Source organism: Pseudomonas sp. LBUM1668, from assembly GCF_059695715.1.
On record NZ_CP166787.1, the window covers coordinates 1,455,931 to 1,477,302 of the forward strand.

Sequence of the window (21,372 nt, forward strand, 5' to 3'; positions counted from 1 at the left end):
GCGATCCTCAGGCAAACAAACGGTCGGTGTTGATAAAGCCGCGCTCGTTCTCCGGGCGCGAGGTGCGGCAGTGTTCGGCGACGCTGGCGTCGGCGTTCATCCAGCTCAGCTTCAGCGGTTTTGGCGCGTATTCGGGCGAGGGATCCATCGGGTGTTGCAGGGCGGTCAGCACCACCAGCGTGTCCATTGGCGCGTACAGCTCGATGTAATCGCCGGCCTTGGCGTTGCCCTCGACGAAGTGAAAACGCCCGGCCTCATCGACGTTGACCCGGCTGAACAGATTTAGGGGCATCAGCAGGTCGGACAGGCCCAAGCCCCACTTGCCGAGTTCCACCAGCAGGTTGTCGGTGCCGTTGCGGAAGAAGCCGTTGCGCAACTCCTGATAACGGCCCTGACCGTATTTCTGCGCGACTTCTTCGGCGCAGAGCACGCCACCGAGGCTGTCGCTCCAGCCGCAGGTGTCGGCGGTAATCGCCGCGAGTACGCGGCCCATGTCCGAGTACAGGCAATGGCCGGCGGTGAGCTTGGCGGTGTGCTGGCATTTGAGGCTGTCGGGCAGGTTCAGCCGCTCGGTTTTTTCGTTGGCGTTGAGCAACGTCAGGCTGACGTTGGCGCCGCCGCGCAGGTTGGTCAGGCGCAGCAGTTGGCCGCGCTTGAGGACGAAGGAGCGGTGGCCGCCACCGGGCAGCATTTCCTCGGCGAAAGGTGGGAACAGTTGGGTCGAATCAGTCATCGGATCATTCACAGGATCAGTCCTCTCAAGCGGTTCGAAGTACGCCCGCCAGTGGCTCCGGCAAGGCCTCGACGGCGGCGCGTTGGGCGCGGCGGTCGCTGTTCAAAGGGATGTCGTAGGTGATGCGCGCGCCATAGGCGCCTGGGGCGTGCGGGTCGACACGGACTTTGTCGAAGACCAGTAATCGCGTGCCGAGGCTGAAGCCCTCCGACAAGTCATGGGTGACCATGAACACCGTCAGTCGCGTCTCGCGCCACAGTTCCAGCAGCAGCGCGTGCATGTCTTTACGAATGCCCGGATCGAGCGCGCCGAAGGGTTCGTCGAGCAGCAACACGCGCGGTTTCATGATCAGCGCCTGCGCAATCGCCAGGCGCTGTTGCATGCCGCCGGACAACTGCGCCGGATATTTGTCCAGCGCATGGCCCAGACCGACCTTGTGCAACAGCGCCGAGGCCTGTTCGCGGGCGTCTTTTTTCGCGCTGCCGAACAACCGACCGAGCAGTGGCGCGCGGGGCAGTTCAAGGCCGAGGGCGACGTTGTCCAGCACGCTCAAATGCGGGAACACTGAATAGCGCTGGAACACCACGCCACGGCTGGCATCCGGTTCGCTGGCCAGCGGTTGACCGTCGAGCAGGATCTCGCCGCGACTGGCGGTTTCCTGGCCAAGCAGCAAGCGCAGGAAGGTTGATTTTCCGCAACCGGACGCACCCACCAACGTGCAGAACTCGCCTTCGTTGACGTGCAGGTTCAGGCCTTCGAGCACGACTTGATCGGCGTATTGCTGCCAGACGTTTTTCACCGTGATGAAGCTCATTTGGCCGCCCCCTCATACCAGGGAAATGCCCGCCGGGTCAGGGATTTGAGGCCCCAATCCATCAGCCAGGCGAGGAGGGTGATCCACACCACGTACGGCAGGATCACGTCCATCGCCAGATAACGGCGTACCAGAAAAATCCGGTAGCCGAGGCCGTCGGTGGAAGCGATCGCCTCAGCGGCAATCAGAAACAGCCACGCCGAGCCGAGCATCAGCCGCAACGAGATCAGCAGGCGTGGCAACAGTTGTGGCAGCACCACGCGCAGTATCAGCGTCCAGGTCGAGGCGCCGAGGGTCTGCGCCTTGATCAGCAGTTCGACGGGAATGTCCCGGGCACGCTGCTCCAGGTCGCGGGCCAGTGCCGGGGTAATGCCGATCACGATCAGCATCACTTTCGACAACTCGCCCAAGCCGAACACGATGAACAGAATCGGCAGGATCGCCAGCGGCGGCACCATCGACAGCACCGTCAGCAATGGCGACAGCGGGGCGCCGAACAGCGGCAGCGTGCCCGCGGCGATGCCCAGGCACAGCCCGGCCAGTGCCGCGATACCGAGGCCGATAGCCAGGCGCCGCACACTCGACAGCGTGTCCTGCCACAAAAGATAGTCGCCGGTGCGGCTGTCGGCATTGAAGGCCAGACGTTTCACCGCATCGGTCATCTGCACGGCACTGGGCAGCAGTTTGTCGTTGGGGTTTTCTGCCAGTCGTTCGGCCGAGCCCATGAAGTAGGCGAACAGCAGCAAAGCGAACGGCAGAATCACCAACAGCAAACGACTCGGGCGATCGGGGTGGCGATTGATCAGGCGCATGGCCAAATCCTCCGTGGCTTACAGCTTGGCGTCGGCGGCCATCTGCACGTAGGTCGGATCGAAACGCAGCTTGAGGTTGCCGGTGTCGCCGCTGGTCACGCCGTTGGCGAAGGCCATGCCCACCGCACTGGTGTCTTTGGCACCTTCACCGAGCAAACCGTGCTGGAACGAAAACTCGGCGACTTTGCGCATGGTTTCCGGTAGTTGCTTGCTGGTGGCGAAGCTCAGCGCTTCACTCGGTGTGGCGAACAGTTTGGTCGTGGCCAGTTGCGCCTGGAAGCCGGCCAGATCGGTGCCCGAGGCCTTGGCCATGTGTTCCAGCGCAGCGTTGCTCGCGGCGTTTTTCGCGTTCATCAATTCGACGACTTCGAACCAGGCGCCGGTCAGTGCTTTGCCCAGCGCCGGGTTGTCTTTGAGGGTGGCGCTGTTGACCACCATCATGTCCATGATCTCGCCGGGAATCTGGCTGGAGTTGAACACCTCGGTGACGCCGGGTTTGGCCTTGATGTCCGAGAGCATCGGGTTCCAGGTGGTCACCGCGTTGACCTGATCGGTATTGAAGGCGGCGGAGATGTCGGCATCGGAGGTGTTGACCACTTTCAGGTCTTTCTCGCTCAAGTCGACCGAGTCCAGCGCCCGTGCCAGCAGGTAGTGCGACACCGAGAGTTCGACCAGATTGACGTCCATGTCCTTGAGGTCGGCAACCTTCTTGCCGTCGCCCTTGAGGACGATGCCGTCGTTGCCGTTGGAGAAATCGCTGACGATCAGCGCGGTGCTGTCGACGCCACCCGCCGCTGGAATGGTCAGCGCATCCATGTTGGTCATGGCGCAGCCGTCAAACTGGCCTGCGGTGTACTGGTTGATCGATTCGACATAGTCGTTGAGTTGCACTACGTCGATCTTGATCCCGTACTTCTTCGCCCATTTGTCGACGATGCCTTGGCTGCCGGCGTATTCCCACGGCATCCAGCCGGCATAGATCGTCCAGCAGACACTGAAGTGGTCTTTCTGCGCGGCAAAGGATTGGGTGCTGAGCAGCGCGGCGAACGCGGCAGCGAGCAGGGCGGGGAAACGTAGTCGGGACATAGCGGATTCTCCAGTTGAAAAAGGGCGGACAGGAAGGCAACGCGGCACCGCGAACGGTGGCTTGTCTCCCGGGCTTTTGTCCCGCCGTGTAACCTCAACTGGAGGTCGCCAACTCTCGGACCAGTCACTCGCGATTGCGAGCCGGAACCCTAGTCAGCCATTGCAAATTGTGGTGCCGCGAACCTGTGATGACTCCTGCACGGGTTTTCTATAGCGAGAGGCGTGCCAAGTCGGCGCAAGCGCTCTGCCACGCGGCTATCACGTTGAAAGTCTATGCGCAGGTATCAGCAAGGTGCGTTGTGTTGGTGCGCGGCTGCACCGTGATGCAGCGTTCACGCCGCTGATCTGAAGTTGGCCAGGATATGGTTTATCACGGCGGCGGATATCACGCTGACCACCATTAATCAGCAGATGAATGACCGCGTTCTGCGAGTGAACAAGGTTTCATAAATCACTTGTTTCAACTTGTTGCGGAATCGCACCAGATTCGGAAATCGGTGTCTGATCTTTCGTCAGTCACCGAATAAAAGACTGACGCCTGCCAGCGTCGCTGGTGTGGCTACCCGCGGTCCAGGAGGCCGCCATGTATCGACGAATTCTTCTGCTTGCTGCGTTGATGTTTTCCGTCACCGGTTGTGCCCCGTATTCGTACGCGGACACTTATTACAGGTCTGAGGTCTACACATCACCCGCACCGGCGTACTACAACACTGGCGGCACGTACTACTCGGCTCCGCGCTATTACCAGCCAGCGCCGCGTTACTATCAGCAACCGCGTTATTACCAGTCGGCGCCGCGCTACTATCAACCGTCGCCGCGTTACTACGAGAGCCGTCGCTGGCACGGTAATGATCGCGGACGCTGGGAAGGCCACCGTCGCGGCGGTTGGGACAATGACCACCGCGGTCGCGGCAACTATGATCGCCACAGCGGACGCGGCAATTACGACCGCCATAGCGGTCGCGGCGACCACAACGGACGTGGCAATCGCTGGTAACTGACCCGCAAATAAAAGCGGCGCATGATGCGCCGCTTTTTTGTGCCTGCGATTCAGTCAGTAAGCCGTCAGATCCGCCAACGGATGCCGCCCCTCCCACGCTTTATGAAAATGCGCCTCAACCACTGCATCCGGCACGCTGCTGATGTCCGGCCAATGCCAGTGCGGCTTTTGATCCTTATCGATCAACCGCGCCCGAACCCCTTCGCTGAACTCCGGATGCCGGCAGCAATTGAGGCTCAGGGTGTATTCCATCTGAAAGACTTCGGCCAGCGACATGTGCCGCGCGCGGATGATCTGTTGCCAGACCAGATGGGCGGTCAGCGGCGAGCCTTCGCTGAGGGTTTTTGCCGCGCGGGCGATGAGCGGGTCGCTGCTGTCGCGTTGCAGGCTGATGGCTTTCCAGGCGCAGGTGACATCGCTGACATCGAGCAGTTCGTCGATCTGCCGACGACGCGGCAGCCACTGCGCCTCAGGCATCTGCTCTACGGCTTCCTGCTGCAAGGCCTTGAGCAAGCTGTTGAGTTGCATGTCGGTCTGTTCCTGCCAGTTGAGTTGCAGCAGGCCTTCAATCAGCTCCGGTTGTTGCTCGTCGAGCAGAAAGCGGTCGGCCAGATCGAGGTCGATCGCGTCACGGCCATTCATGTGCGCGCCGGTCAATCCGAGGAACAGACCGAGCTTGCCCGGCAACCGCGCCAGAAACCAACTGGCGCCGACATCCGGATACAGCCCAATGCTGATTTCCGGCATCGCCAGACGGCTGCTCGGCGTGACGATCCGCGTACTGGCGCCTTGCAACAGACCCATGCCGCCACCCAGCACATAACCGTGGCCCCAGCAGATCAGTGGTTTCGGATAGGTGTGCAGGCTGTAGTCCAAGCGGTATTCGGCCGCAAAAAACTGTGCTGCCAGCGGCGGGACTTCACCGGGATGTGCGCGACAGGCTTCCACCAGGCTGCGCACTTCACCGCCAGCGCAGAAGGCTTTGGCGCCGTTGCCGCGCAACAGCATGCAGACGATTTGCGGATCCTTGGCCCAGGCGTCCAGTTTGTCGCTAAGGGCGTTGATCATCGGCAGGGACAGCGCGTTGAGCGATTTTTCAGCATCCAGGCTGGCGATACCGATGCGGGCGCCGTTGGTGCCGCAGAGTTCTTCGAAGTGCAGATTCATCGTGACCTCGATCGGAAATTTGCACGATCAGTATGATCGCTGCGTGGGAAAGTGCCGGATCTGCATCAGATCAATTGACAAGCGTGGCCGGCTTTCCTAGGGTTCGCCCCATTGTTTTTGCCGGGTATGACCATGACTGCTGACGACCGTATCAAACTCGAACCGAGCTGGAAGGAGGCACTGCGTGCTGAATTCGACCAGCCTTACATGGCAGAGTTGCGCAACTTTCTGCAGCAGGAACAGGCGGCCGGCAAGGAAATCTATCCGCCACGGCCGCTGATTTTCAATGCGCTGAACTCCACTCCGCTGGATAAAGTGAAAGTGGTGATCCTCGGCCAGGACCCCTACCACGGCCCGGGCCAGGCCCACGGCTTGTGTTTCTCGGTGCAACCGGGCGTGCCAGCGCCGCCGTCACTGGTCAACATCTATAAAGAGTTGAAACGCGACCTGAACATCGACATCCCCAGCCACGGTTACTTGCAGAGCTGGGCGGATCAGGGCGTGTTGATGCTCAACACCACCATGACCGTCGAGCGCGCCAACGCCAATGCGCACAAGGACAAGGGCTGGCAGTTTTTTACTGACCGGATCATCGAACTGGTCAGCGAGCGGCAACCGCATCTGGTGTTCATGCTGTGGGGCGCCCATGCGCAGAGCAAGCAGAAGCTGATCGATGCGACCAAGCACCTGGTGCTTACTTCGGTGCATCCGTCGCCGCTGTCGGCTTATCGTGGCTTTCTGGGATGCGGGCACTTCGGCCGGACCAACAAGTTTCTTGAGCAGAATGGCGAGACGCCGATTGAGTGGCGGTTGCCGCCGGTTTGATGTTGGCCTGAAGGGCCCCATCGCTGGCAAGCCAGCTCCCACAGGGTTTTGCGGTGTGCACATAATCTGTGGGAGCTGGCTTGCCAGCGATGGGGGCAACTCGGTCTTACTCGGGATTACGATTCCAGTATTTGAACAACGGCTCCGCCAGAAACAGCACGAACAACAGCCGCATCACCTGCATCGCCGTCACCAGCGGCACCGACAGTTGCAGGGTCTCCGCCGTCAGGCTCATCTCGGCGATACCACCGGGCATCATGCCCAGCGTCAGCGAACGCAGATCCAGATGGGTTAAAGCGCTCAATCCCAACGCCGCCAGGGTCGCAATCAACATGGTCAGTGCCGTGCCGATCAACGTGCGGCCCATGAATGACGGCGCACGCCTGAAAAACTGTCGATTGAAGTGACAACCCAATCCGCTGCCGATCAACCACTGGCCAATCTGACTGCCGCCATCGGGCAAGCCGATGTGCAGATCCCAACCGATGCTCACCGCCGCACTCACCAGCAACGGCCCGAACAGCCATGGATTGGGTTGACGCAGACGCTGCCAGATCCAGGCGAGCAGGGCGCCCGCCGGAAACAGAATCGCCAGCCAGCGCCAATCGACGCTGCCGGCATGAGAAATCGGCGTGCCGTCGCCAAGCAAATACTTGAACGCGGCCGGCACACATAAAACCACCACCAACACCCGCAAGCTTTGCCCCGCCGCGACATGGCTGAGCATCGCGCCATTGCGTGCGCCGAGGTTGACCATCTCCCCGGAGCCACCGGGCATGCTGGAGAAAAACGCCGTGGCGCGATCCTCACCGGTGCGGCGCATCAACCACACGCCAACCACCGCCGACAAACTGGTGACCAGCGCACCGAAGAAGATCAAACCGAAATGACTCAGCACCTGCTCCATCACCACCGGGGTGAAGTGCAGGCCAATGCCGATGCCGACGATCCACTGGCCGCATTTACGCCCGCCAGGGATCTCCGTCAGTTGCCACGGGGTCAGGCAGCGCACGAGGATGATCGCCAGCAACGAGCCGACCATCCATGGCAGCGGCCAGCCGATCTGGCTGGCGAGGTAACCGCCAAGCAGACCGACCAGCGGGGTTCCCCACCAGGACTTTAGCGACAGCCGATCAAACATCGGCAACAGCGCGCCGAGCGACCGAACGTTTGCGCCAGATGCGCAGCAGCGGCACTAGCAACATGATCGCGGTCAGTACCCAGACCCCGAAGGTGATCGGGCTCGACCAGAGGATTTCCAGTGCACCGTTGGAGATCGACAGCGCACGACGCAGGTTCTGCTCCATCAGACCACCGAGGATGAAACCCAGCAGAACCGGCGACAACGGGAAGTCGAGCTTGCGCAGGATGTAACCGAAGATGCCGATGCCGACCATCAGGAACAGATCGAAAGTGGTCGCGTGTACCGCGTAGACGCCGATCCCGGTGATGATCGCGATGACCGGCACCAGTGCCCAGTTCGGCACGGCGAGGATGCGGGTGAAGATGCGGATCATCGGAATGTTGAGGATCACCAGCATGATGTTGGCGATGAACAACGAAGCGATCAGGCCCCAGACGATGTCCGGTTGTTGCTGGAACAACAGCGGGCCCGGAGTGATGTTGTACAGCGACAGCGCGCCGATCATCACCGCCGTGGTACCCGAACCCGGCACGCCCAGCGTCAACATCGGCACCAGTGCGCCACAGGCCGAAGCACCGATGGCGGTTTCCGGCGCAGCGAGGCCACGGGCATCGCCCTGACCGAATTTGCCGCTGGTACCGGCGATGCGTTTTTCGGTCATGTAGGCCACGGCACTGGCCAGCGTCGCGCCGGCACCCGGCAACACGCCCATGATGAAGCCGAGCAGGCCGCAACGGATGTTCACGGTGAACACCGACGCCGCTTCCTTGAAGTTGAACATCATCCGGCCGGTAGCTTTTACCGCTTCTTGGCCGCGATGGGTTTTCTCCAGCAGCAACAGAATTTCGCTGATCGAGAACAGGCCCAGCACCAGTACGACGAATTGAATCCCGTCGGTCAGGTGAATGTTGTCGCCGGTGAAGCGGTACACGCCGCTGTTGGCGTCGATGCCGACCGTCGACAGGAACAAACCGATCAACGCCGCAATAAACGTCTTCAGTGGTCGATCACCGGCCATGCCGCCGAGGCAGACAATCGCAAACACCATCAGCACGAAGTATTCCGCGGGGCCAAAGGCAATCGCCCATTTCGCCAGCAGTGGGGCGAACAGCACCATGCCGCACGTGGCGATGAAGGCGCCGATGAACGAACTCCACGCCGACAACGACAGCGCCACACCGGCCATGCCTTTGCGCGCCATCGGGTAGCCGTCGAGCGTGGTCATTACGGTAGAGGCTTCGCCCGGAATGTTCAGCAGGATCGAGCTGATCCGGCCGCCGTATTCGCAGCCCAGATACACCGCCGCCAGCAGAATCAATGCCGACTCCGGCGGCAGGCCGAGGGCGAATGCGATCGGGATCAGCAGCGCCACGCCGTTGATTGGGCCCAGCCCCGGCAGCAGGCCGACAACGGTGCCGATCAACGTGCCGCACAGCGCGGTCACCAGGTTGTAGGGGCTCAGCGCGACGCCGAAGCCCTGATCCAAATAGCCAAGAGTATCCATATCAGTTCTCCAGAACGTCGAGCAGGCCGAGGGGCAGCGGAACGTCCATCACACGGTCGAACAGCAGGTAAAGACCGATGGCCATCAGGGTGGTCACCACGATGCTCGGCACCCAGCGACCGCCATACAGGCGCGCCATCGGAATGCCGATCAGCATGCTGCTGAGAATGAAGCCCAGCGGTTCGAAGAGGCCGGCGAACACCAGCAACAGCACGACGCAGATGCTGATCTTGGTCAGCGTCTGGCGATCCAGTGGCGGCTCGTCTTCAGTGTGTTCGATCGGCGTCGGGCGGAACACCATGTACAGCAGCGCCGCGCCCATCAGGCCGAGCATCAGCAGAGGGAAGGCGCGCGGGCCCACCGGTTCGTAGGAAAAAGCCGCTTGGTACGGCCACGCCATCAGTGCCAGGCCGACACAGGCCAGCAATAGCACCGAAGCGAAAATGCGTTGTAAGAGCATGGGAAACTCCTGTGCCGCGGCCCCGCGAACGGGGGCCGCAGCCGCTAGACAGAGACGATCACTGAATCAGGCCGAACTCTTTGGCCAGCACTTTGTAGTCCGCAACCTGCTTCTTCACGTAGGTGTCCAGTTCCGGGCCGGTCATGGCAAACGGGAACAGTTCACGCTGATCGCGCAGCTTGGCGAACTCATCGGAGGCCAGCAGCTTGTCGAACGAATCCTTCCACCAGGCGTAGTCTTCATCGCTGACTTTTGGCCCCAGGTAGAAACCGCGAACCACCGGCCAGACGATGTCGTAGCCTTGCTCGCGAGCGGTCGGGATGTCTTTCATTTCCGGTTCGTCGAGACGCTTGTCGGAGAAGACTGCGAGCAGGCGCATGTCCCCGCTCTGGATGTGCGGCATGGAGTCGGAAATATCGGTGCTGCCGACCTGAATGTGGCCGCCGAGCAGCGCGGTGGCGATTTCGCCGCCACCTTCGAGGGCGACGTAACGCAGTTCGCGCGGGTTGATCCCGGCAGCCTTGGCGATCAGTGCGGTTTGCATCCAGTCCTGGCTGCCGACGGTGCCGCCGGAACCGATGACCACGGAGCCGGGATCTTTCTTCAAGGCCTGAACGAGATCGTCGAGGGTCTTGTAGGGCGAATCGCTTTTCACTGCGATGGCACCGTAGCTGGTGCCGACTGCCGCGAGCCAGCGCACGTTGGTCTCATCGAAGCGCCCGAACTTGCCTTGCGCCAGGTTCAGTAGCGAACCGCTCGACCACGCCACCAGCGTGCCGGCATCGGCTGGCCGCTGCGCAACCACTGCGTTGTAAGCCACCGCGCCAACACCGCCGGGCATGTAGGTCACGCGCATCGGTTTGGACAGCAGTTTTTCGTTGACCAGCGCGCTCTGCACCAGTTTGCAGGTCAGGTCGAAACCACCGCCGGGCGACGCCGGCGCGATACATTCCGGACGCTTCGGTTCGGCCATGAGTTGGCCAGCGAACAGCACGCAACTGGCGGCGAGTGCAACTTTACGCAGTGACAGGTTCATTCGATTCTCCACGGTTTCTTGTTGTAAGGCTTTATGTAGGAGCTGCCGCAGGCTGCGATCTTTTGATCTTCCGATCACAGCACCCCGGCGTTTCAATCAATTACCAAAGGGCAACGCTATAGCTCACCAGCAGACGCACTTCATCGGCATCGCGAGCGGAGTAGTTGGAGCGGTAGGTGGCATTGCGCAGGCGCACAGCGACGTCCTTCAAAGCGCCGCTTTGTACTACATATTTGATCTCGGTGTTGCGCTCCCACTCTTTGCCTTCTTCGCCACTTTTGAGCTTGATGTTGTCACCGCTCAAGTAACGACTCATGAAGCTCAGGCCGGGAATGCCAAGTTTGCTGAAGTCAAAGTCGTAGCGCGCTTGCCACGAGCGTTCTTCGGCGCCGGCGAAGTCGTTGATCTGCACGAAGTTGACCAGGTACGGGTCGCTGCCATCGACATAGGGGAAAGCGCTGTCGCCGGACATGTGCTGATAACCGGCGCTGAACTTGTGGCCGCTCAGGGCATAGCTGACCAGGCCGTTGAGCGAGCGGTTGTCGATCTCGCCGCCACGGGCCGCACCTTGATCGTCACTGACGGCAAAACGCAGGTCGGTGGCAAACGTGCCGGGACCCATCGGGCGCGAGGCAACCAGGCCGAAGAAGTGCTGGTTGTAAACTTCGTCGAGTTGCGCGAAGTGGTAACTGCCGGTGATCTTGTCAGTGAACTTGTAATCCACGCCGCCAAAATCGAAGTGCTTGCCGGCAGCGGTGCCAGCAAAGCGGCTGTTCTTGTTGTTGAGCGCAATGTCCTCGAAATCGGTGCTGTCGCGATCCTTGGCTTTCTCCAGACGCCCGCCCGTGAACGTCAGATTCTTGATCTCTTTGGAGGTCAGCAAGCCGCCTTCAAAGGTCTGCGGCAGGATGCGTCCGTCGTTGGGCTTGAGGATCGGCAGTTCGGGAATCAGGCTGCCGATTTTCAGTTCCGTGGCAGAGATTTTCACTTTGCCGGTCAGGCCGAGTTTCGAGTATTCGTCCGCCGCGCGCCCGTCGTCGTGGGTCGGCAACAGGCCGGTGCCGGTGCGGTCCGGACTCGAATCAAGTTTCACACCGAGCATGCCCAGCGCATCGACACCGAACCCCACGGTGCCGTCGGTGTAGCCCGATTGCAGATTGAGCATGAAGCCCTGAGCCCATTCATCGCGTTTGGATTGCTGGGCGCTGGTGCCGTCGCGAAAGTCTCGGTTGAAATACATGTTGCGGGTTTCGAAGGTGGCGCTGCTGTCTTCAATGAAGTCGGCAAAACTCAACGGCGAAAAACCCGCGAGGGCGGTTGCACTGGCGAGGGCGGTGTGGCGGAGACGGGAAGGGCGAACAGGCACAAGGACCTGGGACTGCATGGACGGCATGCGGGTGTACTCCGATTATTGTTCTTATTGGTCGAAAACGCTTCGTGGCGTTTTTCGTAGCGCTGTGTGGCAGCAGCGACGGCAGTCGAAACTGTCCGTAGGCCGACTCTAACGGCCTAACCTTTCGCTAACCTTTCAGCTGACTTTCAATGTTTTCGGGCTTCACAGTGGCGGTTGCGGCTGTAAACTCCGCGGCAAAGAGTGGCGTCGGCCATCCCTGAACGAGGTAAAAATCCATGCGTGTTCTGCTCGTCGAAGACCATCTGCAACTGGCCGAAAGCGTCGCCCAGGCGCTCAAGAGCACCGGTCTGACCGTGGATGTGTTGCACGATGGCGTGGCTGCCGATCTGGCGCTGGGCAGTGAGGAATACGCCGTGGCGATCCTCGATGTCGGCCTGCCGCGCATGGACGGCTTTGAAGTGTTGGCGCGCCTGCGGGCTCGCGGGAAAAATCTGCCGGTGCTGATGCTGACGGCGCGCAGCGATGTGAAAGATCGGGTGCATGGCCTCAATCTTGGCGCCGACGACTATCTCGCCAAGCCGTTCGAACTGACCGAACTGGAAGCCCGGGTCAAAGCGCTGTTGCGACGCAGTGTGTTGGGCGGTGAACGCCAGCAGCGCTGCGGGGTGCTGGCCTATGATCTCGACACCCGACGTTTCTCTCTCGGTGAGGAACTGCTCACGCTGACGTCCCGCGAGCAAGCCGTGCTTGAAGCGCTGATCGCCCGGCCGGGGCGAGTCATGAGCAAAGAGCAACTGGCCGCGCAAGTGTTCGGTCTGGACGAAGAGGCCAGCCCCGATGCCATCGAAATCTACGTGCATCGCTTGCGCAAGAAACTCGACGGTCAACCGGTAGCGATCGTGACCTTCCGCGGCCTCGGCTATCTGCTGGAAAGCCGCGATGCATAAGCCCAGCAGCCTGCGCTGGCGATTGCTGTGGAACCTTGCGTCGTTGCTGGTGGTGTTGATGCTCGCCAGCGGCTTGAGTGCTTACTGGAATGGTCGCGAGGCGGCCGACACCGCGTATGACCGCACATTGCTGGCTTCGGCGCGAACCATTGCCGCCGGCCTTTCGCAACGTGATGGCAGCCTGAGTGCCGACGTGCCTTACGTGGCCCTCGATACCTTCGCTTACGATAGCGCCGGACGCATTTACTACCAGGTCAACGACATCCATCAAAAGCTGATTTCCGGCTACGAAAACCTCCCCGGGCCACCACCCGGTACGCCAAGAACTGACAGCTACCCGGCGCTGGCGCGTTTTTACAATGCCACATACAAGGGGCAGAACGTGCGCGTGGTCAGTCTGCTCAAGGCAGTGAGCGAGCCGAACATGAACGGCATGGCGGAAATCCGCGTGGCCGAAACCGACGAAGCCCGGGTCAGCATGGCGCGCAGTCTGGCGGCCGATACGTTGTTGCGATTGGGCATGTTGGCGATTGGCGCCTTGCTGTTGGTCTGGTTTGCCGTCAGCGCCGCACTGCGTCCGCTGGAGCGCCTGCGCACGGCAGTCGAGGAACGCCAACCCGATGACTTGCGGCCATTGCCACTGGTGGAAGTGCAACATGAACTCTGGCCGCTGGTGCGCGGGCTCAACCATTTCACCGAGCGCCTGCGTGGTCAGTTCGAGCGTCAGGCGCAGTTCATCGCCGACGCGGCGCATGAGTTGCGCACACCACTGGCGGCGTTGAAGGCGCGGCTGGAATTGGGGCTGCGTTCAAATGACCCGCAGGTCTGGCGGACGACGCTGGAATCTTCGGCGCAAGGCACCGATCGCCTGACCCATCTGGCCAATCAATTGCTGTCGCTGGCGCGCGTCGAAAATGGCGCCCGAGCGATTGCCGAGGGCGGTGCGCAGTTGCTCGATCTGAGTCAGTTGGCCCGCGAGTTGGGCATGGCCATGGCGCCACTGGCGCACAAACGCGGGGTGGCGCTGGCGCTGGAGGCCGATGAACCGGTGTGGCTGCGCGGCGAGCCGACGCTGCTGAATGAGTTGTTGAGCAATCTGGTGGATAACGCCCTGGCGCATACGCCACCGGGCGGCAATGTGATCTTGCGCGTGCTGACCCCGGCAGTGCTTGAGGTTGAGGACGACGGGCCGGGAATTCCGCTGCAAGAGCGCGATCGCGTGTTCGAGCGCTTCTACCGGCGTAATCAGCAGGTGGCGGGATCGGGATTGGGTCTGGCGATTGTCGGCGAGATCTGCCGGGCGCATCTGGCGCAGATCACGCTGCATGATGGTGAGCAGGCGGGGCTGAAGGTGCGGGTGAGTTTTATTGCCGGGTGAATTGTGTTGATTGCGTTGGCCCCATCGCCAGCAGGCTGGCTCCCACAGCGGATTTGTCTCAATCACAGATCCAGTGTGGGAGCTAGCCTGCTAGCGATGGCAGCACCAAGGTCTTGGATCAGTAAAACATCGAGCGCGATTCTTCCAGATCCGCACACAGCGCCTTGTTTTCCGGATCAATCCCAAGCTTCCTGAACGCCGGAACACTCAGCGGATCAATCCGCGCAAACGGATGGTCAGTGCCCTTGTGGCAATACAGGCTCGCCACCTGCACCAGATCGACGTAATCGATCTGCGCCGAGTCGCGTTTGAGATCCTGATACAGCCCCGGCAGCTCCACCAGTCGTTCCGGAAAGTCCCACACGCGTAGCAGCTTGTCGCCCAGCAACGGATGAAGCTGGTCGATTACATGGTTGAGGCTGACCGAATCCGCGAGCAGTTCATAGTGGTCTTCGGCGTAGGTCAGAATCGGCAGCACGCCGATCTGATGCACCAGCCCGCCCAGCGCCGCCTGATCCGGCTTGAGCTGGGTGTAACGACGACACAACGCATAACTGACCCCGGCGATTTCCAGGCTCTTGCGCCAGACTTCGCGCATTTTCTGTTCCACCACCTCGGAACTGGCGTGGAAAATCTGCTCCATCACCAGACCGATCGCCAGGTTACTGCTGTAGTTGATGCCCAGGCGGGTGATGGCGGTGTGCAGGTCGGTGACTTCCTGCGCCGCGCGCAGCAGAGGGCTGTTGACCACTTTGATCAGGCGCGCGGACAGCGCCGTGTCACGGCCAATAACTTTGCTCAGCTCGCTGACGCTGATTTCCGGATCTTCAGCAGCCTTGCGAATTTGCAAGGCTACTTCCGGCAGTGTTGGCAGAACCAGGTCATCTTTATCGATGGCCTCAACCAAATCCTGTTGGATCTTATCCGCCAGTTCGTTCATTTAGGCTCTCTAGGGTGTTGCAACAAATGCTGCGATCAGCGCTGGATTTCGCGGTCGCGATCCAGTTCGTAGGGCAAATCGAGCAGATGCAGCGCAGGCCCTTCGAGGGTGCCCAGATGCAGATCACCCGCTTCTGCAGCTTCGGCCTGCAACACTGCCAGTAGTTCAATGTTTTGCCCGGCGTTGGCAGCCAGTACGACTTCGCCGATCGAGCTGTTGTGGCTCGGCGCGAACAATGGCGTGCCGGGTTCCGGCAATTGTGCGGCGTCGAGGCTCAAGCGATACAGACGGCGCTTGAGTTTGCCCAGGTACTGCATGCGCGCGACGATTTCCTGGCCGGTGTAGCAACCCTTCTTGAAACTCACGCCGCCGACGGCTTGCAGGTTGAGCATCTGCGGGATGAACAGCTCGCGGGTGGTCGGCATGACCTGACCGATACCGGCGCGGATCTGGCCGAGCAACCACTGGTTCAGTTCACCTTCAGGCAGGGTGATCGACAACTTGCGGCGGATGGTTTCAGCTTGATCGGCGGGTACCCACAGTTCGGCACGATCCGGCGAGACGCGAATTGCAATCAGGCCGTCGTTGCGTACCACGCTGTCGGTCTCAATCGGCAGATCCAGGCCGAGACTGCTCAGCGCTGCATCGCCCGACCTCAGTCCGAAACGCACCCAGGCGGCGCTTTCGTCGTTCAGTTTCGACTTGGAGAACACCGCGTACTTTTTCAGGTCCGCCAGTTGCGGCTCGAGCAATTCGCTGGCCATCGCCAGCAGCACACCGTCACCTTCGAGCAGAATGCGGAAACTCGACTGCATCCGGCCTTTTTGCGTGCAGCGAGCGCCCAGGCTGGACGCTGTTTCGCTCAGGTAATTGATATTGCAGGTCAACTGGCCTTGCAGGAATTTTCCGGCATCCGCGCCGCGGACCGCGAGAACGCCTTCATGAGACAGGGTGCAGAAAAAAGCAGAATCGGCCATGGGTCTTCGCAGGGTAAATAGACTGGGGCACATCATAAGGGCGCGTTGTTGAAATGGGTAGTTGATAAAGGATCGGTGGTGCCCGACCAAAGCCGACTGTGCGAGCGGCATCGGGGCTGTATACTTGCCGCCAAATTTGAGGAGGGCCCCATGGTCGAACAAGTTGAACTGAATCGCCTCTTTTGGCACAGCCGTCGCGGCATGCTTGAGCTTGACGTGTTGCTGGTGCCATTTGTGCAGGAGGTTTACGCAAACCTGAATCAAGTTGATCGCGATCTGTATGTCCGTCTGTTGACTTGCGAAGATCAGGACATGTTCGGCTGGTTCATGGAGCGCAACGAGTCCGAAGATCCGGAGCTGCAACGCATGGTTCGCATGATCCTGGATCGTGTTCAGCCCAAGTAATACGTTCGAATGCCGCTGGCATGCCTCACGGCAGTTGCTGGCGGCGTATCTGTTGGCCCAGGCATTCGCTCTGGGTGCCTTGTTTGTGCTTTCAATTCCCTTGTGGGCGAGCTTGCTCGGGGCTTTCGGTTGCCTGCTTCACGGGTTTTGGGTGTTGCCGCGGCAGATTCTGCTCAGTCATCCCAAGGCAATGCGCGGATTGCGTCGAGACGGCGACGGCTGGCAATTGTGGAATCAGGCGGATGGCTGGCAAGCGGTGCAGTTGCGGCCGGACAGCCTTGCACTGCCGCTGATCGTGGTGCTGCGTTTTCGTTTGCGCGGTGAGTGGCGCGTCAGATCGATCTGCGTGCCACGGGACTCGCAGGCGACGGATTTGCATCGACGCCTGCGAGTGCGGCTCAAGTTCAGCCGACGTAGGTGGGCGGCACCAGAATAGTGTCGAGCGCTTCGGGCAGCAGGTCCGGGTAGTCGAGGGTGTAATGCAGGCCGCGACTTTCCTTGCGTTCCATGGCGGAGCTGATCATCAGTTCCGCCACTTGCGCGAGATTTCGCAGCTCGATCAAATCGCGACTGACTTTATAGTTGCTGTAGAACTCGTCGATCTCGTCCAGCAGCAGACGCACCCGATGTTGAGCCCGTTGCAGGCGCTTGTTGGTCCGCACGATGCCAACGTAGTCCCACATGAATCGCCGCAGTTCATCCCAGTTGTGCGCGATGATTACGTCTTCATCAGAGTCGGTCACCTGGCTGGCATCCCAGACGGGTAGGGTGCTTGGCGCTGTGACGTCATCCAGTTGCGCCAGAATATCTGCCGCCGCCGACCGGGCGTAGACGAAACATTCCAGCAACGAGTTGCTGGCCATGCGGTTGGCACCGTGCAGGCCGGTGAAGCTGGTTTCGCCGATGGCGTACAAACCCGGCACATCGGTGCGGCCATGCTGATCGACCATTACGCCGCCGCAGGTGTAGTGCGCCGCGGGTACGACTGGAATCGGTTGTTTGGTGATGTCGATGCCAAAACCCAGGCAGCGCTCATAAACAGTCGGGAAGTGAGTCTTGATGAACGCTTCGGGTTTGTGGCTGATGTCGAGATAGACGCAGTCGACGCCCAGACGCTTCATTTCATGGTCGATGGCCCGGGCGACGATGTCACGCGGTGCCAGTTCGGCGCGCTTGTCGAAGCGATACATGAAGCGTTCGCCGTTCGGCAGCTTCAAATGCGCGCCTTCACCACGCAGGGCTTCAGTGATCAGGAAGCTCTTGGCCTGCGGGTGATACAGGCAGGTAGGGTGAAACTGATTGAATTCCAGGTTCGCCACCCGGCAGCCCGAGCGCCAGGCCATAGCGATGCCATCACCGCAGGCGCCGTCGGGATTGCTGGTATAGAGGTAAACCTTGGCCGCGCCACCTGAGGCCAGAATCACGAAGCGCGCACCGTAGGTGTCGACTTCACCGGTCGCGCGGTTGAGCACATAGGCGCCGAGGCAGCGATCGCCGTCCATGCCCAAACGTCGTTCGGTAATCAGATCGACCGCTACCCGCTGCTCCAGCAGTTCGATGTTCGAGCGCTCTTTGGCTTGGGCCAGCAAGGTTTTGAAGATCGCAGCGCCGGTAGCATCGGCTGCATGGATGATGCGCCGGTGACTGTGGCCGCCCTCGCGGGTCAGATGGAATTCGAAACCGCCGTCCTCAGTGCCGGACTGTTCGTCGCGGGTGAACGGCACGCCTTGGTCGATCAGCCACTGGATGGCTTCGCGGCTGTGCTCGACGGTGAAGCGTACGGCGTCCTCATGACACAGGCCACCGCCAGCATTCAGGGTGTCATCGACGTGGGATTCGACAGTATCGGTGTCGTCCAGCACGGCAGCGACTCCGCCCTGGGCCCAGAAAGTCGAGCCATTGGCGAGATCACCCTTGCTCAATACGGCAATGCGCAAATGACCTGGCAGGGTCAGCGCAAGACTCAAACCGGCAGCACCGCTGCCAATGACCAGAACATCGTGTTGGAACTGTTGGCTCATTTCAGCATTCCGCTCAAAGCGACCCGGATCGGGGGTGGCGCATGACACCTGGATCGGCGAGTCAAGTCAGCCACACAGCCCACTAGTATATAGAGGGGTGGGGCGGCACAATAGCCGGGCTCAGATGGCATTGTGAAACTACTGTGACGGAAAAATCCGGGTGCTTCGTCGGAAGTTTTTTCCTGCGGTTTTGGGAAAAGACGACTGTATCGGCGTTGAAACAGTCTTTTTCCGTCCAGAGTCGCCCAATGTCGGGCGGGTGCGGCTATAAATAATTGGAACTTTTGCCAAAAGTCCAAGATCAATAGACGGTGCCAGAAATAGGGACAGTGTCGGTTTCAGTGAGGAATCTGCGATCCGGGGTTCCTGCCGGCGAAACCGATGACAAGATTATTCGCGCAGCCGGTTTATCCCGCGCTGCGTTTTTCGTGCGTGCCAAATCAGAGCCCGCAGGAAACTTGCTTGGAGGGGGAGAACTTTTGCGAAAAGCCCGAGTCTATGTTTGCAAGTCTGGTCGTTTAGTTATGCAAGTCTCCTTCGGGCCTATCGAGGAGTGTTCATGCTAACCCAGGAAGAGGATCAGCAGCTGGTCGAGCGCGTTCAACGTGGCGACAAGCGAGCTTTCGATCTGCTGGTGCTGAAATATCAGCACAAAATTCTCGGGTTGATCGTGCGTTTTGTGCACGACACCCATGAAGCCCAGGACGTAGCTCAGGAAGCCTTTATCAAGGCGTATCGAGCACTTGGAAACTTTCGCGGTGACAGTGCGTTTTATACGTGGCTGTATCGTATTGCCATCAACACGGCAAAGAATTACCTCGTTTCCCGTGGCCGCCGGCCGCCGGATAGCGATGTAAGTTCTGAGGATGCGGAGTTCTACGACGGCGATCATGGCCTCAAGGATCTCGAGTCACCAGAACGAGCACTATTGCGGGATGAGATCGAAGGCACCGTCCATCGAACCATTCAGCAACTTCCAGAGGATTTGCGTACGGCTTTAACTTTACGTGAATTCGATGGTCTGAGTTACGAGGACATTGCGAGCGTCATGCAGTGTCCGGTGGGTACCGTGCGCTCCCGGATTTTCCGCGCTCGGGAAGCCATCGATAAAGCCCTGCAGCCGTTGTTGCAGGAAAACTGAGACAGCGGCGACAGCCAAGAGAGGAACGCCATGAGTCGTGAAGCCCTGCAGGAATCGCTGTCCGCAGTGATGGATAACGAAGCGGACGAACTGGAATTGCGTCGAGTGATCAATGCACTGGACGATGTCGAAACCCGTGAAACCTGGGCTCGTTACCAGATCGCTCGGGCAGCCATGCACAAGGATCTGCTGCTGCCACGTCTGGATATCGCTGCGGCAGTGTCTGCTGCGCTGGAAGACGAAACGGCTCCGGCCAAAGTATCTCGCAGCCCATGGCGCAACCTTGGCCGTCTGGCCGTTGCAGCCTCGGTGACTGTTGCCGTTCTGGCCGGTGTTCGCCTGTACAACCAGGACGAAATCGCCGGTGTTGAACTGGCTCAGCAATCCAATCAGCCAACCCTGGCCACTCCACAGGTCAAAGGCCCGGCTGTGCTGGCAGGCTACAGTGAGAGTTCCGAAGCCACTGGTCCTATGGCCAACGGCGTTTTGCAAGGTCAACCGGGCTGGCATGATCAGCGTTTGCCAGGCTACCTGCGCCAGCATGCTCAACAAGCTGCGCTCAAAGGTACTGAAAGCGCGTTGCCTTATGCACGTGCAGCAAGCCTGGAAAACCAATAAGGAGGATCATGCGCGCCATACCTCTACTTTCGCTTCTGCTCAGTGGCTGGTTTGTTGTTCCAGCCCACGCTGACGAGGCCCAGGACTGGTTGACCCGTCTGGGCCAGGCCGAGCAGCAGCGAAGCTTTCACGGTACTTTCGTTTACGAGCGTAACGGTAGTTTTTCTACCCATAACATCTGGCATCGTGTCCAGAATGGTCAGGTCCGCGAGCGTTTGCTTCAGCTCGACGGTTCGGCACAGGAAGTCGTGCGCATTGATGGACATACTCAATGCGTCAGCGGCACCCTGATTGCAGGGCTGGGAGATACTCCGAACACTGCCGCTCGTCCTCTCGATCCCAAAAAGCTGAAAAACTGGTATGAGCTTGCCGTCGTTGGCAAGTCGCGCGTGGCTGGCCGAGACGCAGTGATTGTATCGCTGACGCCTCGTGACCAGCACCGTTACGGTTTTGAGTTGCACCTGGACAAGCAGACCGGTTTGCCGCTGAAGTCGTTGCTGTTGAACGACAAGGGGCAATTGCTCGAACGTTTCCAGTTCACCAGCCTTGATACTGACGATGTCCCGACGGATAAAGACTTGCTGGCACACGCCGACTGCAAGGTTATTAACCTTGACAGTGACAAGGCCTCTGCCGCCAAGACCGCTCAGATGTGGCATTCGGACTGGCTACCGCCGGGTTTCGAACTGACCAGCAGCACGTCCCATAAAGATCCGCAAACCAAGACTCAGGTTAGCAGCCTGATGTATGACGATGGTCTGGCGCGTTTTTCGGTTTTTCTCGAGCCTTTGAACGGCGCGACTGTTACCGACACCCGGACCCAGTTAGGTCCGACTGTCGCGGTTTCCCGACGCCTGACTACACCCGAAGGCGAGATAATGGTGACGGTTGTCGGAGAGATTCCGATGGGCACCGCCGAACGAATCGCGCTGTCGATGCGTAATCAAGATGTCTCTGCAACCAGCAAGCAGTGAGCTGATTCCATTCATTTCCACTTCGTCGTCGAGACC

The 21,372-nt window shown here is 60.1% G+C and carries 22 protein-coding genes and 1 riboswitch; of the genes, 9 read left to right on the top strand and 13 right to left on the bottom strand.

Annotated features, from left to right (window positions below):
* Positions 1-7: 7 nt before the first annotated feature.
* The 4 genes from ACA061_RS06485 to ACA061_RS06500 are packed head-to-tail and all read right to left on the bottom strand — an operon-like array spanning position 8 to position 3,445.
* Positions 8-733, bottom strand: coding sequence for an urea amidolyase associated protein UAAP1 (locus ACA061_RS06485; RefSeq protein WP_497300875.1), 726 nt, complete (start codon positions 731-733; stop codon positions 8-10).
* A gap of 25 nt (positions 734-758) precedes the next feature.
* Complete coding sequence (locus ACA061_RS06490; RefSeq protein WP_497300877.1) at positions 759-1,547, bottom strand: ABC transporter ATP-binding protein; 789 nt, start codon at positions 1,545-1,547, stop codon at positions 759-761.
* Positions 1,544-2,359 (bottom strand): ABC transporter permease, encoded by an 816-nt coding sequence (locus ACA061_RS06495; RefSeq protein ID WP_150617653.1) that lies wholly within the window; start codon positions 2,357-2,359, stop codon positions 1,544-1,546. Before ACA061_RS06495 ends, ACA061_RS06490 begins: the two co-directional genes overlap by 4 nt.
* A gap of 18 nt (positions 2,360-2,377) precedes the next feature.
* A complete protein-coding gene (locus ACA061_RS06500; RefSeq protein WP_497300879.1) occupies positions 2,378-3,445 on the bottom strand; it encodes a putative urea ABC transporter substrate-binding protein in 1,068 nt (355 codons plus the stop codon).
* A 63-nt stretch (positions 3,446-3,508) separates the two neighbouring features.
* A riboswitch (guanidine-I (ykkC/yxkD leader) is annotated at positions 3,509-3,609 on the bottom strand.
* A gap of 419 nt (positions 3,610-4,028) precedes the next feature.
* Between ACA061_RS06500 and ACA061_RS06505 the strand changes: the two genes are divergently transcribed.
* Positions 4,029-4,442: a hypothetical protein gene (locus ACA061_RS06505; RefSeq protein ID WP_150603052.1), complete on the top strand. Its 414-nt coding sequence runs from the start codon at positions 4,029-4,031 to the stop codon at positions 4,440-4,442.
* A 57-nt stretch (positions 4,443-4,499) separates the two neighbouring features.
* Here the strand turns inward: ACA061_RS06505 and dspII are convergent, their stop codons facing one another.
* The gene (gene dspII / locus ACA061_RS06510; protein WP_210553768.1) at positions 4,500-5,612 is read right to left on the bottom strand and encodes an enoyl-CoA hydratase/isomerase DspII; all 1,113 of its coding nucleotides are present in this window, start codon (positions 5,610-5,612) and stop codon (positions 4,500-4,502) included.
* 132 nt (positions 5,613-5,744) lie between these two features.
* Here dspII and ung point away from each other — a divergent pair, with 132 nt between their 5' ends.
* Entirely contained in the window at positions 5,745-6,437 is a 693-nt protein-coding gene (gene ung / locus ACA061_RS06515) for a uracil-DNA glycosylase (RefSeq protein ID WP_042561972.1), read from the top strand.
* A 106-nt stretch (positions 6,438-6,543) separates the two neighbouring features.
* Here ung and ACA061_RS06520 read toward each other — a convergent pair whose 3' ends face one another.
* The 5 genes from ACA061_RS06520 to ACA061_RS06540 all read right to left on the bottom strand — a co-directional run bounded on the left by ACA061_RS06520 (position 6,544) and on the right by ACA061_RS06540 (position 11,974).
* Positions 6,544-7,578: an AbrB family transcriptional regulator gene (locus tag ACA061_RS06520; protein ID WP_150617713.1), complete on the bottom strand. Its 1,035-nt coding sequence runs from the start codon at positions 7,576-7,578 to the stop codon at positions 6,544-6,546.
* A complete protein-coding gene (locus ACA061_RS06525; RefSeq protein WP_497300882.1) occupies positions 7,571-9,085 on the bottom strand; it encodes a tripartite tricarboxylate transporter permease in 1,515 nt (504 codons plus the stop codon). Before ACA061_RS06525 ends, ACA061_RS06520 begins: the two co-directional genes overlap by 8 nt.
* A 1-nt stretch (position 9,086) precedes the next feature.
* Positions 9,087-9,545, bottom strand: a complete 459-nt coding sequence (locus ACA061_RS06530) for a tripartite tricarboxylate transporter TctB family protein (protein WP_497300884.1) — start codon at positions 9,543-9,545, stop codon at positions 9,087-9,089.
* Positions 9,546-9,603: 58 nt separating this feature from the next.
* The gene (locus ACA061_RS06535) at positions 9,604-10,581 is read right to left on the bottom strand and encodes a Bug family tripartite tricarboxylate transporter substrate binding protein (protein WP_150594383.1); all 978 of its coding nucleotides are present in this window, start codon (positions 10,579-10,581) and stop codon (positions 9,604-9,606) included.
* A gap of 100 nt (positions 10,582-10,681) precedes the next feature.
* Positions 10,682-11,974, bottom strand: coding sequence for an OprD family porin (locus ACA061_RS06540; protein WP_210553765.1), 1,293 nt, complete (start codon positions 11,972-11,974; stop codon positions 10,682-10,684).
* A 236-nt stretch (positions 11,975-12,210) separates the two neighbouring features.
* On the opposite strand from ACA061_RS06540, the gene ACA061_RS06545 reads away from it, so the two are divergent.
* On the top strand, positions 12,211-12,882 hold the full coding sequence (locus ACA061_RS06545) for a response regulator (protein WP_042558060.1): 672 nt from the start codon (positions 12,211-12,213) through the stop codon (positions 12,880-12,882).
* A complete protein-coding gene (locus tag ACA061_RS06550; RefSeq protein ID WP_150603047.1) occupies positions 12,875-14,260 on the top strand; it encodes a sensor histidine kinase in 1,386 nt (461 codons plus the stop codon). The genes ACA061_RS06545 and ACA061_RS06550 overlap by 8 nt, the downstream gene beginning before the upstream one ends.
* Before the next feature lie 118 nt (positions 14,261-14,378).
* Here the strand turns inward: ACA061_RS06550 and ACA061_RS06555 are convergent, their stop codons facing one another.
* Positions 14,379-15,200, bottom strand: coding sequence for an HDOD domain-containing protein (locus ACA061_RS06555; protein WP_497300887.1), 822 nt, complete (start codon positions 15,198-15,200; stop codon positions 14,379-14,381).
* A 35-nt stretch (positions 15,201-15,235) separates the two neighbouring features.
* Positions 15,236-16,177 carry a CAF17-like 4Fe-4S cluster assembly/insertion protein YgfZ gene (gene ygfZ / locus ACA061_RS06560; protein ID WP_497300889.1) on the bottom strand — a complete coding sequence of 314 codons (942 nt, stop codon included), beginning with the start codon at positions 16,175-16,177 and terminating at the stop codon, positions 15,236-15,238.
* 150 nt (positions 16,178-16,327) lie between these two features.
* Between ygfZ and ACA061_RS06565 the strand changes: the two genes are divergently transcribed.
* Together ACA061_RS06565 and ACA061_RS06570 are read left to right on the top strand one after the other, a co-directional pair.
* Entirely contained in the window at positions 16,328-16,582 is a 255-nt protein-coding gene (locus ACA061_RS06565; RefSeq protein WP_042558064.1) for an FAD assembly factor SdhE, read from the top strand.
* The gene (locus ACA061_RS06570; protein WP_210553761.1) at positions 16,566-17,018 is read left to right on the top strand and encodes a protein YgfX; all 453 of its coding nucleotides are present in this window, start codon (positions 16,566-16,568) and stop codon (positions 17,016-17,018) included. The genes ACA061_RS06565 and ACA061_RS06570 overlap by 17 nt, the downstream gene beginning before the upstream one ends.
* Here ACA061_RS06570 and nadB read toward each other — a convergent pair.
* Positions 16,987-18,603, bottom strand: coding sequence for an L-aspartate oxidase (gene nadB, locus ACA061_RS06575; RefSeq protein ID WP_042558066.1), 1,617 nt, complete (start codon positions 18,601-18,603; stop codon positions 16,987-16,989). The genes ACA061_RS06570 and nadB overlap by 32 nt on opposite strands.
* Before the next feature lie 559 nt (positions 18,604-19,162).
* Here nadB and rpoE point away from each other — a divergent pair.
* The 3 genes from rpoE to ACA061_RS06590 are packed head-to-tail and all read left to right on the top strand — an operon-like array spanning position 19,163 to position 21,336.
* The gene (gene rpoE, locus ACA061_RS06580; RefSeq protein WP_003172477.1) at positions 19,163-19,744 is read left to right on the top strand and encodes an RNA polymerase sigma factor RpoE/AlgU; all 582 of its coding nucleotides are present in this window, start codon (positions 19,163-19,165) and stop codon (positions 19,742-19,744) included.
* A gap of 30 nt (positions 19,745-19,774) precedes the next feature.
* Positions 19,775-20,362 (top strand): sigma-E factor negative regulatory protein, encoded by a 588-nt coding sequence (locus ACA061_RS06585; RefSeq protein ID WP_150603043.1) that lies wholly within the window; start codon positions 19,775-19,777, stop codon positions 20,360-20,362.
* 8 nt (positions 20,363-20,370) lie between these two features.
* A complete protein-coding gene (locus ACA061_RS06590; protein ID WP_497300892.1) occupies positions 20,371-21,336 on the top strand; it encodes a MucB/RseB C-terminal domain-containing protein in 966 nt (321 codons plus the stop codon).
* The last annotated feature ends 36 nt before the right edge of the window (positions 21,337-21,372 follow it).

Excerpts from the sequence above, each read along its gene's own strand:
- ACA061_RS06485 (WP_497300875.1), bottom strand. The coding sequence starts at position 733 with ATGACTGATTCGACCCAACTGTTCCCACCTTTCGCCGAGGAAATGCTG.
- ACA061_RS06490 (WP_497300877.1), bottom strand. The coding sequence starts at position 1,547 with ATGAGCTTCATCACGGTGAAAAACGTCTGGCAGCAATACGCCGATCAA.
- ACA061_RS06495 (WP_150617653.1), bottom strand. The coding sequence starts at position 2,359 with ATGCGCCTGATCAATCGCCACCCCGATCGCCCGAGTCGTTTGCTGTTG.
- ACA061_RS06500 (WP_497300879.1), bottom strand. The coding sequence starts at position 3,445 with ATGTCCCGACTACGTTTCCCCGCCCTGCTCGCTGCCGCGTTCGCCGCG.
- ACA061_RS06505 (WP_150603052.1), top strand. The coding sequence starts at position 4,029 with ATGTATCGACGAATTCTTCTGCTTGCTGCGTTGATGTTTTCCGTCACC.
- dspII (WP_210553768.1), bottom strand. The coding sequence starts at position 5,612 with ATGAATCTGCACTTCGAAGAACTCTGCGGCACCAACGGCGCCCGCATC.
- ung (WP_042561972.1), top strand. The coding sequence starts at position 5,745 with ATGACTGCTGACGACCGTATCAAACTCGAACCGAGCTGGAAGGAGGCA.
- ACA061_RS06520 (WP_150617713.1), bottom strand. The coding sequence starts at position 7,578 with ATGTTTGATCGGCTGTCGCTAAAGTCCTGGTGGGGAACCCCGCTGGTC.
- ACA061_RS06525 (WP_497300882.1), bottom strand. The coding sequence starts at position 9,085 with ATGGATACTCTTGGCTATTTGGATCAGGGCTTCGGCGTCGCGCTGAGC.
- ACA061_RS06530 (WP_497300884.1), bottom strand. The coding sequence starts at position 9,545 with ATGCTCTTACAACGCATTTTCGCTTCGGTGCTATTGCTGGCCTGTGTC.
- ACA061_RS06535 (WP_150594383.1), bottom strand. The coding sequence starts at position 10,581 with ATGAACCTGTCACTGCGTAAAGTTGCACTCGCCGCCAGTTGCGTGCTG.
- ACA061_RS06540 (WP_210553765.1), bottom strand. The coding sequence starts at position 11,974 with ATGCCGTCCATGCAGTCCCAGGTCCTTGTGCCTGTTCGCCCTTCCCGT.
- ACA061_RS06545 (WP_042558060.1), top strand. The coding sequence starts at position 12,211 with ATGCGTGTTCTGCTCGTCGAAGACCATCTGCAACTGGCCGAAAGCGTC.
- ACA061_RS06550 (WP_150603047.1), top strand. The coding sequence starts at position 12,875 with ATGCATAAGCCCAGCAGCCTGCGCTGGCGATTGCTGTGGAACCTTGCG.
- ACA061_RS06555 (WP_497300887.1), bottom strand. The coding sequence starts at position 15,200 with ATGAACGAACTGGCGGATAAGATCCAACAGGATTTGGTTGAGGCCATC.
- ygfZ (WP_497300889.1), bottom strand. The coding sequence starts at position 16,177 with ATGGCCGATTCTGCTTTTTTCTGCACCCTGTCTCATGAAGGCGTTCTC.
- ACA061_RS06565 (WP_042558064.1), top strand. The coding sequence starts at position 16,328 with ATGGTCGAACAAGTTGAACTGAATCGCCTCTTTTGGCACAGCCGTCGC.
- nadB (WP_042558066.1), bottom strand. The coding sequence starts at position 18,603 with ATGAGCCAACAGTTCCAACACGATGTTCTGGTCATTGGCAGCGGTGCT.
- rpoE (WP_003172477.1), top strand. The coding sequence starts at position 19,163 with ATGCTAACCCAGGAAGAGGATCAGCAGCTGGTCGAGCGCGTTCAACGT.
- ACA061_RS06585 (WP_150603043.1), top strand. The coding sequence starts at position 19,775 with ATGAGTCGTGAAGCCCTGCAGGAATCGCTGTCCGCAGTGATGGATAAC.
- ACA061_RS06590 (WP_497300892.1), top strand. The coding sequence starts at position 20,371 with ATGCGCGCCATACCTCTACTTTCGCTTCTGCTCAGTGGCTGGTTTGTT.